Origin of the sequence: Streptomyces sp. NPDC006624, from assembly GCF_040611555.1 — a bacterium.
In the GTDB taxonomy this organism is placed as follows: domain Bacteria; phylum Actinomycetota; class Actinomycetes; order Streptomycetales; family Streptomycetaceae; genus Streptomyces.
Window position 1 is genome coordinate 1 of the sequence record NZ_JBEXOM010000043.1, and the last position, 14,744, is coordinate 14,744.

Consider the following 14,744-nt stretch of genomic DNA (forward strand, 5'->3'; position numbering starts at 1 on the left):
GGGGTGGTGTTTCATCCTCCGCGGATTCCGCTGGTGTCCAATGTGACCGGTCGTGTGGCGAGCGTGGAGGAGCTGGCGGACCCGGACTACTGGGTACGTCAGTTGCGCGGCACCGTCCGCTTCCACGACGGCGTACGCACCCTGCACGACGCGGGGGCCACCACCTGGCTCGAACTGGGTCCTGACCCGGTGCTCACGGCCATGGTCCGCGGCAGCCTGACGGACGACGACACCGGCGTGCCCGTGGCCGCCCCACTGCTGCGCCGCGGCCACGAAGAGACCCGCACCCTGGCCACCGCGCTCGCCCGCGCTCATGTCAACGGCGTCAGCGTCGACTGGCGCGGCTTCTACCCCGGGGCCCGCACGGTGCCCCTCCCCACGTACGCCTACCAGAGGGAACGGTACTGGCTGAGCGAACCGGTGAGGCCGGCCCCGGCCGGCCTCACCGGAACCCACCCCTTGCTCGACGACGGCGTCGAACTGGCCGACGGCTCCGGCACCGTGTTCAGCGGGCGGCTCGATCCGCGTACCCGGCCCTGGCTCACCGACCATGTCATCGCCGGCTCACCGCGGCTGCCCGGAGCGGGCATCGCCGACCTCGCGCTGCACGCGGCCCGCCGCACCACCGGGGACCACCGGGTGGCCGAACTGACCCTGGAGCAGCCGCTGCCGCTGACCGAGGCCGCGGATCTCCAGCTCATGGCCGGCGCACCCGGCGCCGACGGCAGCCGTGACCTCGTCCTGTACGCCCGGCCCGCAGGCACGCCGACGGCTCCCTGGACCCGGCACGCCAGCGGCACCCTGGCCCCCGCCGGCACGGACGAGCCCGCCGCCCAGGACGAGGCCGCACCGCTCGGCGTCTGGCCGCCGGCGGATGCCGTCCCCGTGCCCGTGGACGGTCTCTACGACCGCCTCGCCGACCGCGGTTACGCCTACGGCCCCGCCTTCCGCGGCCTGCGCGCCCTGTGGCGCGGCACGACCGACCTCTACGCGGAGGTCACGCCGCCCGTCGGGCCGGAGGGCTTCGCGCTGCACCCCGCCGCCCTGGACGCGGCGCTGCACACCCTCCTCGGCGCCGCCGGTGACGACTCCCGCATGCTCGTGCCGTTCGCCTGGAGTGGTCTGACCCTGCACCGGCCGGCCGCGGACGGCCCGCTGCGCGTACGGTTGCGCCGCGGGGACGGTGACACCTACTCCCTCCTGATCGCCGCTGATGACGGCACCCCCGTCCTGGGCGTGTCCCGGCTCGACCTGCGTGAGCTGACCGGCACCGAGGACCGCCCCGCCGACAGCGCGGCGCTGTACACCGTGGACTGGACGGAACAGGACCCGGACGTACCGCTGCCCGAGGGGCCCTGGGCGGTCCTCGGCCCGGACGGCGAGGAGATCCGCGCCGCCGTCCGCGCCTCCGGCGTCCGCGCCACCGCCCACCCCGGACTCGACGACCTGCTCCGCTCGCTCGACGAGGGAGCGCCGGTACCGGCGCTCGTCGTCGTCCCCCTGCCCGGTGCGACCGAGCCACACAGCGGTCCCACCACGTCCGGCACCTCCGCCGCACCCGGTGGAGCGGACGGACACTCCGGGGCCGCGGCATCCCGTGGCGCCCTCGCCTCCGGCGGAACCGCCCGACCCGGGCGGTCCGCCGGGGCGGACACCCAGCCCCTGCACACCGCCCTGGACCTGCTCGGCCGCTGGCTCGCCGACGAGCGGCTGGCCGCCTCCCGGCTGGCCCTCGTCACCAGTGGCGCCGTCCCGGCCGAGAGCGGCGACCGCCCCGACCCGGCGCGCGCCGCGGTCTGGGGCCTGACCCGGTCCGCGCAGTCCGAGCATCCCGGACGGCTCACCCTCCTCGACACCGACCATCACCCGGCCTCACGCCGGGTCCTGGCCACGGCACTCGCCTCGGCCGAACCCCAAGTGGCTCTGCGCCGGGGCCGCACGCGGGTGCCGCTGCTGCGCCGCCACGCAGGCCCGTCGACGGGTGCGCGCCGGACGCCCTTCGACGAGCACAGCCACGTCCTGATCACCGGCGGCCTGGGCACTCTCGGCAGGCTCCTCGCGCGCCACCTGGTGGAGCACCACGGCGTACGGAAGCTGCTGCTCACCGGCCGCCGCGGTCCGCAGACGCCCGGCGCCGAGGAGTTCGCGGCCGCACTCGAGGCCCTGGGCGCCGAGGTCACGGTCGCCGCCTGCGATGCTGCCGACCGAAGTGCCCTGGCCGCCGTCCTCGACGAAGTTCCCCGGGACCGGCCGCTGACCGCCGTGCTCCACGCGGCCGGCGTGCTCGAGGACCGCGTCGTCGAGGCACTCACGCCGGACCGCCTCGACCGGGTGTTCGCTCCCAAGGCCGACGCGGCCGTCCATCTGCACGAACTGACGCGCGATCTGGACCTGACCGCGCTCGTTCTGTTCTCGTCCCTCGCGGCCACCCTGGGCACCGCCGGACAGGGCGCCTACGCGGCGGCCAACGCCTACCTCGACGCTCTGGCCGGAGCCCGCCGCGCCGACGGGGCGCCCACCGTGTCGCTGGCCTGGGGGCTGTGGGCAGGCGAAGGCGACATGACCGCCGCCCTGGGCGAGACCGACCTGCGCCGGCTGGCCCGGTCCGGCGTCGGCGCCCTCACCGCCGAGGAGGGCCTCGCCCTCTTCGACGCCGCCCTCACGGACGGTGCGCCGGTCCTCGCACCCGGCCGCCTCGACCTGCGCGGCCTCGACCCCGCCACCGCACCGCCCGTCCTGCGGGGCCTGCGGCCCGCCGTCGCCGCGTCCGCTCCTGCCGCGGCCCCGGCCGGCGGACTTCAGGACCGGCTGGCCTCGGCACCCCACACGGAACGGCGCCACATCATTCTCGAAGCCGTACGGTCCGAGGTCGCCGCCGTCCTCGGACACGTCACTCAGGACCGGATCCCGGCCGACCGGCGCTTCCAGGACATGGGCTTCGACTCCCTGACCGCCCTCGAACTGCGCAACCGGCTCAGTTCCGTCACCGGCGTCCGGCTGCCCCCCACTCTCGTCTTCGACCACCCCAGCCCCGGCGCTCTTGCGGAGCGCCTGGGCGAAGACCTCACCCCGCGCACCGAGCCGCGGGAGTCCGGCACCGGCGGCGACGGCAGCGCCGTGGACGTGATGAGCACGGACGAACTGGTCCGCCTGGCCCTGGGCGAGGCCCGCCCCGAACAGCTCTAGCAGCAAGTTACGGAGACACGATGACGGCCACATCCCACGAACAAGTCGTCGACGCGCTGCGGGCGGCGTTGAAGGAGAACGAGCGCCTCAGGGCGGCCGCCCGCGGCACCGGGCAGGCGTCCGGCCCGATCGCCATCGTCGGCATGGCCTGCCGCTACCCCGGCGGTGTCACCGGCCCCGAGGATCTGTGGCGGCTGGTCGCCGACGAGGTCGACGCCATCGGGCCCTTCCCCGACGACCGCGGCTGGGACCTGGCCTCCCTCTACGACCCGGACCCCGACGCGCCCGGCACGTCGTACGTGAAGGAGGGCGGGTTCCTCGCCGACGCCGCACGGTTCGACGCGGAGTTCTTCGGCATCAGCCCCCGCGAGGCCCACGCCATGGACCCGCAGCACCGGCTGCTGCTGGAGACGGCCTGGGAGGCCCTGGAGGACGCCGGGCTGGACCCGTCGGGACTGCGCGGCAGCCGTACCGGCGTCTTCGTCGGCACCATGTACGGCGACTACGGCTCGCGTCTCAAGCCCGCACCGGCCGAGTACGAGGGCTACCTCGGACTCGGCAGCGCCGGCAGCGTCGCTTCCGGACGTGTCGCCTACACCCTCGGCCTGCGCGGTCCCGCGCTGACCGTGGACACCGCGTGTTCCTCCTCCCTGGTGGCCCTGCACCTGGCCTGTGCCGCGCTGCGCCGGGACGAGTGCTCGCTCGCCCTGGCCGGCGGGGCCACCGTCATGTCCACGCCCATGCCGTTCGTGGAGTTCAGCCGGCAGCGCGGACTCGCCGCCGACGGCCGCTGCAAGTCGTTCGCCGCGTCGGCCGACGGCACCGGCTGGTCCGAGGGGGCCGGTCTGCTGCTCCTGGAACGGCTGGAGGACGCCCGCCGCCTCGGCCACCGGGTGCTCGCCGTCGTCCGGGGCACCGCCGTCAACCACAGCGTCGAGAGCAACGGCCTGACGGCCCCGAGCGGCCGGGCCCAGGAACGCGTCATCGCCGATGCCCTGGCCACCTCCGGTGTGCCCGCCGGCGAGATCGACGCCGTTGAGGCGCACGGCACCGGCACTTCCCTCGGCGACCCCGTCGAGGCACAGGCCCTCCAGGCCGTCTACGGAGCAGGCCGCCCCGCAGACCGCCCGCTGCTGCTCGGCTCGCTGAAGTCCAACATCGGCCACACCCAGGCCGCCGCCGGCGTGGGGGGCGTCATCAAGATGGTGCAGGCGATGCGGCACGGCGTACTGCCCCGGACCCTGCACGCCGACGAACCCACGCCGCACGTCGACTGGTCCGACGGGGCGCTGAGACTGCTGACCGAGGCCACCCCGTGGCCGGAACACGACCACCCCCGCCGGGCCGCCGTGTCGTCCTTCGGTATCAGCGGCACCAACGCCCACGTCATCCTGGAACAGGAGCCCGAACCGAATCCGGCATCCGCCACCGAGGACGGTGGCAGCCCGCTGCCCGTGGTCCCCGTCCCGGTCTCGGCGGCAGGCGAGGCCGCGCTGCGCGCTCAGGCCGCCCGGCTCCTCGACCGGATGGCCGAGCGACCGGAGCGCCCGGTCGACCTCGGCCACGCACTGGCCACCACGCGGACCCACCTCGCGCACCGCGCCGTGCTGCTGCCCCGCCATGAGGCGGAGCTGCGCGACGCCCTGCGGGCGCTCGCCGACGGCACCGACCACCCGGCCGCCGTACGGGGCACCGCCGTCGACGGCCGTACGGCGTTCCTCTTCGCCGGGCAGGGCTCCCAGCGGATCGGCATGGGAGGCGAGTTGTACGCGGCGTTCCCCGCCTACGCCGAGGCCTTCGACGCCGCGTGCGCCGAACTGGACGCCAGACTGGAGCGCCCCCTGCGCGAGGTGCTGTTCGGGGACGAGGGCTCCGCCGAAGCCGCGCTGCTGCACCACACCCAGTACACCCAGCCCGCCCTGTTCGCCTGCGAGGTCGCGCTCTTCCGGCTGTTCGAGTCCTGGGGCGTCCGGCCGGACGCGGTCCTCGGGCATTCGGTGGGCGCCCTCGCCGCCGTCCACGCCGCCGGCGTGCTCTCGCTGGCCGACGCCGCGGAGCTGGCCGTCGCCCGGGGCCGGGTCATGCAGCGACTGCCGGCCGGCGGCGCCATGGTCGCGCTGCGAGCGAGCGAGGAACAGGCGGCCGCGCTCGTCGCCGGTCACACCGAGCGCGTCTCCATAGCCGCCGTCAACGGCCCGGCCGCCACTGTGCTCTCCGGAGACCGGCGCGAACTGGAGCGCGTCGTCGAGGGGTTCGAGGCCTCCGGCGGCAAGGCCACCTGGCTGCCCGTCAGCCATGCCTTCCACTCGCCGCTGATGCGGCCCGCCCTCGACGAACTGCGGCGCGTGGTGGAGGGGCTGGCCTTCCGTCCGGCACGGGTGACCGTCGTCTCCGACCTGACGGGCGAACCGGTGCCCTCCGACCGTCTGGCCGACCCCGAGTACTGGGTCCGCCACGCCCGCGAGACGGTCCGGTTCCAGGACGGTGTGCGCAGCCTGAGCGACCTGGGCTGCACCCGGTTCCTCGACCTCGGGCCCACCGGCGACCTCGTCGCGACCGCCGCCGCCTGCCTCCCCGACCCGGCCGCCCGCGCCCTGATCCCGGCGCTGCGTCGGGGGCGGCCCGAACCGGCGGCCGCGCTGGCCGCCTTGGCCCGGCTGCACGCATGCGGCACCCCCACCGACTGGGCGGCGGTCTTCGCCGGCCGCGGCGCCCGTCACGTCCCGCTGCCGACGTACGCCTTTCAGCGCCGCACCTACTGGATCGAGCAGCCGGACACCCCGGGCGACGTGAGCTCGGCGGGGCTCACCCGCTTCGACCACCCGATGCTCACCGCCAGCGCCGAGCTGCCCCAGCAGCTCGGAACGGTGTACACCGGGCGGCTCTCCCTCACCACCCACCCGTGGCTGGCCGACCACCGGGTCGCCGGACAGGTGCTGCTGCCCGGCACGGCACTGCTCGACCTGGTGGCGAGCGCCGCCCGGGACGCGGACCGCGGACCGGTCGGCGAACTCGTCCTGGAGGCACCCCTGGCCGTACCCCGCGACGCGGAGATCCAGCTGCGCGTGCTGCTGACCCCACCCGCCGGCGACGGCACGACGGCGGTGACCGTCCACGCCCGCCGCGCCGACGGGCCCGAACCCGCCGAATGGACCCGCCACGCCCACGGCACGCTCGGCGGAGCGGCCCCCCGGTCCGGCGACGGCGCTCCCCTCGACGTCTGGCCCCCCGAGGCCGCCGAACCCGTGGCGGTGCCGCCCGGCGAGCTGTACGAGGACCTGGCCGTCAGGGGACTGGAGTACGGGCCCGTCTTCCGGGGCGTACGCGCGGTGTGGCGGCGCGGCGAGGAGGTCTTCGCCGAGGTGGCGCCGACCGCCGGGCAGTGGCCGGAGGGCCGGTACGCCCTGCATCCCGCCCTGCTCGACGCCTGCCTGCACCCCCTCGCCGTCGCAGGGCTCGCCGAGGACGGCCGGAGCCTGGTGCCCTACCTCTGGTCCGGTGCGCGCGTCCATGGCGCGGCGACCGGAACGCTCAGGGTGCGGCTGGCACCCGCCGGATCGGACGCGGTCACCGTCGACGTGGCCGACGCCGACGGCAGGCCGGTGGCCGCAGTCGACTCGCTGACCCTGCGCCCGGTTCCATCGGGCCACGCCGCACCGGCCACCGGCCTCCTCCTGCCGCGCTGGACCTCCCTGACCGATCTGCCCCCCGCACCGGACACCGCCCGCTGGACGCGGGTCGGCCCCGGCGAATCCCTCGCCGACGCGGCCGCCCTCGCGGACGCCCTGGCCGCAGGGGCCCCCGCCCCCGAGGCCGTCCTGCTCGGCTGCGCCGACGCCGATGGCGACCCGGCCGCCGTGCGGGACGTCCTGCACGCCGTGGTGGACGCCGCCCGGCTCCTGGTCCGCGACGAGCGGCTCGCCGGCACCCGCCTGGTCGTCCGCACCCGCGAGGCGGTCACCGTGTCCGGCACGGGGGCACCCGGCCGGCTCGCCCACCGTGCCGTATGGGGGCTGGTGCGCGCGGCCCAGGCCGAACACCCCGGCCGCTTCGTCCTCGTCGACGACGACGGCAGCGACGCCTCCCGCGCCGCCCTGCCCGCCGCCGTGGCCACCGGCGAGCCGCAACTCGCCTTGCGCGACGGCACCGCCCACCGGCCGCTGCTCGCGGACGCCCCCGAGAGCGGCGGACTGCTCCCGCCCGCCGGAACCCCCACCTGGCGACTCGACTACGTCGGCAAGAAGTCCTTCGCCGATCTGTCCCTGGAACCCTGGCCGGAGGCGGACCGGCCGCCGGGACCCGGCCAGGTCCGAGTGCGGCTGCGGGCCGCCGGCCTCAACTTCCGGGACGTCCTGCTGTCCCTCGGAGTGATCCCGCCCTCGGTGGATCCCGACGCCGGCGACCGGGGCCAGGGGGGTGAGGGCGCCGGTGTGGTCCTCGACGTGGGCGAGGGGGTCACCGACCTGCGCCCCGGCGACCGGGTCCTCGGTCTCTTCTCCGGCATCGGACCGACCACCGTGACCGACCGGCGGCTGGTGTGCCCCGTCCCCCGGGGATGGACGTACCAGCAGGCCGCGGCGGTCCCGGTGACCTACCTGACCGCCTATTACGGCCTCGTGGACCTGGCCGGGCTGAGCGCGGGGGAGTCCGTGCTGGTGCACGCCGGCGCGGGCGGTGTCGGCACGGCCGCCCTGCAACTCGCCCAGCACCTCGGCGCCGTGGCCTACGCCACCTCCTCGCCCGGCAAGTGGGACGCGTTGCGCGCCGCCGGTCTGCCGGACACCCGGATCGCCTCCTCGCGCGACCTCGGCTTCGAGCGGCACTTCCTCGACGCCACCGGTGGGGCGGGCGTCGACGTCGTCCTCAACTCCCTGGCCGGTCCCTACACCGACGCCTCGCTGCGCCTGCTGCCCCGTGGCGGCCGCTTCCTGGAGATGGGCAAGACCGACCGGCGGGACCCGGCCGAGGTCGCGCGGCAGCATCCCGGTGTCCTCTACCGCGCCTACGACGTGCGCGAACCGGGACCCGACCGCATCCAGGAGATGCTCCGCGCGCTGCTCGCCCTCTTCGAGTCCGGCGCGCTCCGGCCGCCGCCGGTGTCGGCCTGGGACCTGCGCGACGCGCCACAGGCGTTCCGTCACCTGGCCGAGGCCCGGCACATCGGGAAGGTGGTCCTCGAACTGCCCGGCCCCGTCTGGGACACCGAGCGGGCCGTCCTCGTCACCGGCGGACTCGGCTGGCTCGGCCGGCTGACCGCCCGCCACCTGGTCACCGAGCACGGTGTGCGCCAGCTGGTGCTGATGGGACGCGGCGCGCCCGGCGAGGACGCGGCCCGCGACCTGGAAGCACTGCGCGACCTCGGTGCCGAGGTCCGCGTCCTCGCCTGCGACGCCGCGGACCGCGACGCGCTGGCCGCCGCCCTCCACGGCCTCGACGGCGAGGGCATCCGGATCGGTGGCGTCGTCCACGCCGCCGGTGTCGTCGACGACGCGCTGCTGTCGGCCCTCAGCTCCGAACAGCTCGACCGCGCTCTGCGGCCGAAGGTCGACGCGGCGGTCAACCTGCACGAACTGACCGCCGGGCGCGACCTGTCGGCGTTCGTCGTCTACTCCTCGCTCGCCGGCACCCTCGGTTCCGCCGGGCAGGCCGCATACGCCGCCGGCAACGCCTTCCTGGACGGCCTGGCCGAACGCCGGCGCGCAGACGGCCTGCCCGGCGTGTCCCTGGTGTGGGGTCTGTGGGACACGGCCGGCGGCATGGGCGCCGCCCTCACCGACGCCGACGTCGCCCGTATGGCCCGGCTCGGAGTGCGGCCGCTGGCGGCTGCCCGCGGCCTGGGCCTGCTGGACGCCGCGCTGGAGCACCGTACGCCCGTTGCCGTGGCCGCCCGATGGGACAGGGAGCGGCTCGCCGAGCACCGCCGCGACGGCACCCTGCCGGCCCTGCTCGACGACATGGCGCCCGCGAAGGCGCCGCCGGCGGCATCCCCGGCCGCCGGCGCCCGGCCGGACGCGGCGCTCCCCGCCGCCCACGCCGTGCCGGAACCCGGCGCGCCCACCGGTACGGCGGGCGGCGACCTCATGGGGCTGGTCCTTCGGGAGGTCGCGACCGTGCTCGGCCACACCTCGCAGGCGGAGATCGGCCCGGACAGCGTCTTCGACCAGATCGGTTTCGACTCGCTGACCGCCGTCGAGCTGCGCAACCGCCTCGCGGCCGCCACCGGGGTACGACTGCCGGCCACGTTCACCTTCGACTGGCCCACGCCTCGCGAGCTGGCCGGTCACCTGCGCACCGAGCTGCCCGAGGAGGCGGCGGACGACCTCCTGTCCGACGCTCTCGCCGGCGTCGAGGCCCTGGTCGCCGACTCCGCCCTCGCGGAGGCCGAACGCGCCCGGCTGGGAGAGCGTCTGCGCCGCCTGCTGGACCAGCTGCCCACCACCACTGAGGACGGGACACCGAGGACATGACCGAACGCACCACCGCGACCCCGGGCCCCGCGCGCACCGACGCCCCCGTCGTCCGCCGCGGGCCCGTCACCGGTTCCTCCCGGTGGCTGCGGGCCTTCCCCGCCGACGAGGACCCGGTCGCCCGCCTGGTGTGCTTCCCGCACGCGGGCGGCACCGCCACCGCCTTCACCGACCTCGCCGCAGCGCTGCCCGACGACATCGCCCTGCTCGCCGTGCAGTACCCGGGCCGCCAGGACCGCCGCGCCGAGGACTGCGCCGCCGACGTCACCGAGGTCGCCGAGGCCACGGCCGCCGCGCTCGCCCCGTACACCGGCCGTCCGCTGTTCCTCCTCGGCCACAGCATGGGCGCCCTGGCCGCGTTCGAGACGGCTCGGCTGCTGGCCCGGCAGGGCACTGTGGCCCGCCTCTTCGTCTCCGCCGCCCGGCCACCCGCCGACGACTGGCAGGAGCCGGACCTCGACACGCTCGACGACGAGGCGGTCGTCGCGGGGCTGCGGCGACTCGGCGGCGTGCCCGACGTCCTGCTCGCCGAACCCGACCTCCGCGCCGAGGTGCTGCGCCTGCTGCGCGCGGACCACCGCCTGCTGCGCGGTTACCGGTGTGAGCCGGACACCGCGCTCGCCGTCCCCATCACCGTCCTGCTCGCCGAGGACGATCCCAAGAACACCGCGGACCAGGTGTGCGGCTGGGCGCGGCACACCACCGCCGCACACGCCCTCGCCGTGCATCCCGGCGGCCACTTCGGACTGACCGAACGGGCGGCTCAGAGCGCGCGGCTGCTCGCCGGCCGTATCCGCGAGGACCTGGCCGTCCGCACCGCCGGCCCGCCGGCCGACCTGGTGCGGGAGATCTATCTCGCCGGACCGGACGGCCGGTCGTCCCGCCTCTCCACCGACCTCACCTCTCTCCAGGAGGCGGCGCGCCGGGTGCTGCAGCCGTCCGCGTACGGCTATGTCGTGGGCGACGCCGGGTGCGGCGCGACCGGACGCGGCAACCGTGAGGCGTTCGACCGGTGGCGGGTCGTGCCCCGGATGCTGCGCGGCGTCACCCGGCGCGACCTGGGGGTGCGGCTGTTCGGCCGGGACCTGGCCGCACCGGTGCTGCTGGCGCCCGTCGCCGCCCAGACCGTCGTCCACCCCGGCGGTGAACTCGCCTCCGCCGGCGGCGCCACCGACACGGGCCTGCCCTTCGTCCTGTCGTGCTTCTCCTCTCACTCCATGGAGGAGGTCGCCGCGGCGGCCGGCTCACAGCCGCGCTGGTTCCAGCTGTACTGGCCCTCGGACCGGGCGCTCGCCGAGTCCCTGGTGCGGCGCGCCGAGGCCGCCGGCTACGACGCCCTGGTCCTCACCGTCGACAACCCCGCCTTCGGTTACCGTCCCACCGACCTCGACCACGGCTATCTGCCCTTCCTGCACGGCGCCGGACTGGCCAATTTCACCTCCGATCCGGTCTTCGCGGCGGCGCTGCCCCCGGAGGCCGGCCCGCGCGAGGCCGTGGCCCACTGGGCGTCCGTCTCCGCCAACCCCGCGCTCACCTGGGACCGCCTGCCGTGGCTGCGGCGACTGACCCGTCTGCCCCTCCTGGTCAAGGGCGTCCTGCACCCCGATGACGCCCGTGCGGCCCTGGCGCACGGTGCCGACGGCGTGATCGTCTCCAACCACGGCGGCCGCCAGCTCGACGGCGCCGTCGCCGCCCTGGACTGCCTGCCCGCCGTACGCGCGGCGGTGGGGGACGGCGTGCCGGTGCTCATGGACTCCGGTGTGCGCACCGGCGCCGACGTGGTCAAGGCACTGGCGCTCGGGGCGGACGCCGTGCTCCTCGGCCGGCCCTACCTGTACGGCTTGGCCCTGGACGGCCGCGACGGCGTGCGGCACGTGCTGCGCTGCCTGCTCGCCGAGTTCGATCTCGCGCTGACACTCGGCGGCTGCGGCGGCGTCCGCGACCTCACCCCCGAACTGCTCGCCCCGGCGGGCCCTCTGGCCATGCCGCGACAGGCAGCCGCGGCCCGACAGGACTGACCGGTCCGCCGGAAGCGGCGGGCGGTGGGCCGCGGCCGGACGACGACACCAGCAGGACGCCGAAGGAGAAGGTACGCATGATCCCGTTGTCGTTCGCGCAGCAGTGCCTGCGGTTCGCCCGCCGGCCGCAGGACGCGGGGAGGGCCCGGCACACCACCCTCGTGTGGCGCCTCAGGGGGCCCCTGGACGGTGCCGTCCTGGCTGCGGCGGTCGCCGACGCGGCGGCCGGCGACGACATCCTGCGCTCGCTGCTGTGCGAGGACGCCTCCGGGACCCCGGCCCGGCGTGTCCCACCCTTGACCGAGGCAGGTCCGCGCCCGCGGGTGCAATCCGTGACCCCGTACGAACTGGCGGATGCTGTAAAGGAGTTGCGTGACCGCCCGTTCGACCTGACCGTCGAGCCGCCGCTGCGCTCCCGCATCGTGCGCACGGCCGCCGACGAACACGTCCTCATCCTGGTCCTGCACCCCCTCGCCGTACAGGACCGGCCGGCCGCGCTGCTGGTGCGCGATCTGGCGGACGCCCTCGCCGCCCGGTACGTGGGCGAGGAGCCGCCCGCCGCCCGCCCGGGCCCCACCGCGGCCGCGCGGCCCGGGAGCACTGCCACCGGGCCCGCCCCGGCCGAGGCGGATGCCGTCCTCACGGACGAGACCGCCCACTGGCGTGCGGCGCTTGCCCAGGCACCGGACACGCTGCCGCTTCCCTGCGACCACCCGCGCCCCCCGGTGGCGAGTGGCCGCACCGGCAGCGTGCCGCTGGTCCTGGAGCACGGCGTCGCGGACGCCGTGCACAAGCTCGCCGCGGACCGCGGCGCGAGCCCCGCGATGGTGATCCAAGCTGCCCTGTGCGCCCTGCTGCACCAGCTCGGCGCCGGCACCGACCTGCCCGTCGGGGTCCACATCGCCCGGGGCGCGGCACCCGATCTGCCCGGCACCACCTGGGTGCTGCGCGCCGACGTGTCCGGCCACCCCTCCTTCGCCGACCTGGTCGACCGGGTGCGGGAGCGGACGAAAGCCGCACGGGAGCGCACCCGGGTGCCGTTCGCCCGGCTGGTCGCCGAGCTGGCCCCGAAGGCCCCCGCGGACCGGCACCCGCTCTTCCAGGTGATGGTGACGACCGGCGAGGCCGCCACGTGGCCGTCCGGGACGGTGCCGGCCGGCCTGGCGATCACCGAGGACCGCGGCCTCGCCGGCGACTCCGTGCCCGATCTGGTGATCCGTTTCCCGCACGGCCTCGGGGCCGGTGACGGGGCGCTGACGGGCCGGCTCGAGTACGCCGCCGACCTCTTCGACCCCACCGGCGCCGAGAAGCTGGCGGACCGCTTCACCCGGGTGCTCGGGCAGCTCGCGGACCGGCCCGCGAGCGCCGTGAGCGGAGCCGCGCTCCTCGACCCCGCCGAACACCGGCTGCTGCTGGAGGAACTGGCGGGCCGCCGGGCCCCCACCCCGGACGTCTCGGTGCCCGACCTGGTGGCCCGGCAGGCCGCGGCCACCCCGGACGCGGTCGCCGTCGTCTGCGGCGACCGGTCCCTGACCTACCGTCAGCTCGACGAGCGCGCCGACCTGCTGGCGGCACGGCTGCTCCGGGCCGGCACCGGCCCGGAGTCCCTCGTCGCCCTCGCCCTGCCCCGTTCCACGGACCTGGTCGTGGCATTGCTCGGCACCCTCAAGTCCGGCGCCGCGTACCTGCCGGTCGACCCGCGGTACCCGGCCGAGCGGCTGTCCTTCCTGCTCCGCGACGCCGCACCGGACCTCGTGCTGACGGACAAGGAGACCGCCGGGGACCTCCCGGAGGCCACCGCCCCGGTGTGCCTCATGGAAGACCTCGCGCTGCGGCAGCCCGGGGACACGGGCCGCCGGGTGCCGGTGGGGCCCGGGCACCTGGCGTACGTGATGTACACCTCGGGTTCGACCGGGGTCCCCAAGGGCGTGGCCGTCACCCACGCCAACATCGTCAACGGTGTCACCCGCCTGGCGGCCGTGGCCGGTATCCGGTCCGGCACCCGGGTGCTGGCCGGGACCTCGATCAACTTCGACGTCTCCGTCTTCGAGGTGTTCACCGCGCTCACCACCGGCGCCACCGTGGAGGTCGTGCGCGACGTGCTGGTGCTCGCCGAGCGGAGCGGCTGGCGGGGCGGTGTGCTGCACACCGTGCCGTCGGTGTTCGCCGAGCTCACCGACCGCGTCGCGGGGCGACTGCACGCCGACGTCCTGATGTTCGCGGGCGAGCGGCTGCCCGCGGACCTGGTGGAGCGGCTGCGCACCGCCGTGCCCGGGGCGCGCGTGGTCAACGCCTACGGCCAGACCGAGAGTTTCTACGCCACCGCCTTCACCGTCCCGGACGGCTGGCAGGGCGGCAGCGTGCCCATCGGCCGGCCGCTGGACAACATGCGGACCTATGTCCTCGGCCCCGGTCTGGTTCCCGTACCCCCCGGTGTGACCGGCGAGTTGTACGTCGCCGGGTCGGTCGCCCGCGGTTATCACGGCAGGCCCGGGGCGACGGCCGAGCGTTTCGTGGCGGACCCGTTCGGGCCACCCGGATCGCGCATGTACCGCACCGGGGACCTGGCCCGCTGGAACGCCGACGGCTTCCTCGAGCACGTCGGGCGCGGAGACGGCCAGATGAAGGTGCGCGGCTTCCGGATCGAACCCGCCGAGATCGAGGCCGCTCTCGCCCTGCACCCCGGCGTCGCCCAGGCCGCGGTGGCGCTGCGGCCGGATCCGGGCTCCGGTGGCGACCGGCTGGTGGCCTATCTGGTCCTCGCCGGTCCGGACGGCGCCGGCGAGGCGCCGTCCGCGCGCACGCTGCGGCGGCACGTCGCCGAACGGCTGCCCACCTACATGATCCCGGCCGCGTTCGTCACCCTGCCCCGCCTCCCTCTCGCCCCCAACGGCAAACTCGACCGGTCGGCGCTCCCCGACCCGGCCGCTCACTGACCTTCCGACCGGGCGGCCCGCACCTCGGGGGGGGGGGCGCCCGGGGGTGGGGGGGGGCGGCGGGGCGGGCCGGGGGGCGGTAGGTATATCAAAACACAGAAAAACCAACACCCACGCTTGTAATGAGGTTTGGGGGT

At 75.9% G+C, this 14,744-nt stretch carries 4 protein-coding genes; all 4 read left to right on the forward strand.

Annotation, left to right across the window (positions count from 1 at the left end; translation table 11 throughout):
• Window positions 1–6: 6 nt before the first annotated feature.
• Window positions 7–3,186, forward strand: a complete 3,180-nt coding sequence (locus ABZY20_RS36900) for an SDR family NAD(P)-dependent oxidoreductase (RefSeq protein ID WP_356447872.1) — start codon at window positions 7–9, stop codon at window positions 3,184–3,186.
• Window positions 3,187–3,206: 20 nt separating this feature from the next.
• A complete protein-coding gene (locus tag ABZY20_RS36905) occupies window positions 3,207–9,653 on the forward strand; it encodes a type I polyketide synthase (protein WP_356447866.1) in 6,447 nt (2,148 codons plus the stop codon).
• Complete coding sequence (locus ABZY20_RS36910) at window positions 9,650–11,671, forward strand: alpha-hydroxy-acid oxidizing protein (protein WP_356447868.1); 2,022 nt, start codon at window positions 9,650–9,652, stop codon at window positions 11,669–11,671. The genes ABZY20_RS36905 and ABZY20_RS36910 overlap by 4 nt, the downstream gene beginning before the upstream one ends.
• A 77-nt stretch (window positions 11,672–11,748) precedes the next feature.
• Window positions 11,749–14,607: an amino acid adenylation domain-containing protein gene (locus ABZY20_RS36915; protein WP_356447870.1), complete on the forward strand. Its 2,859-nt coding sequence runs from the start codon at window positions 11,749–11,751 to the stop codon at window positions 14,605–14,607.
• Window positions 14,608–14,744 lie beyond the last annotated feature (137 nt).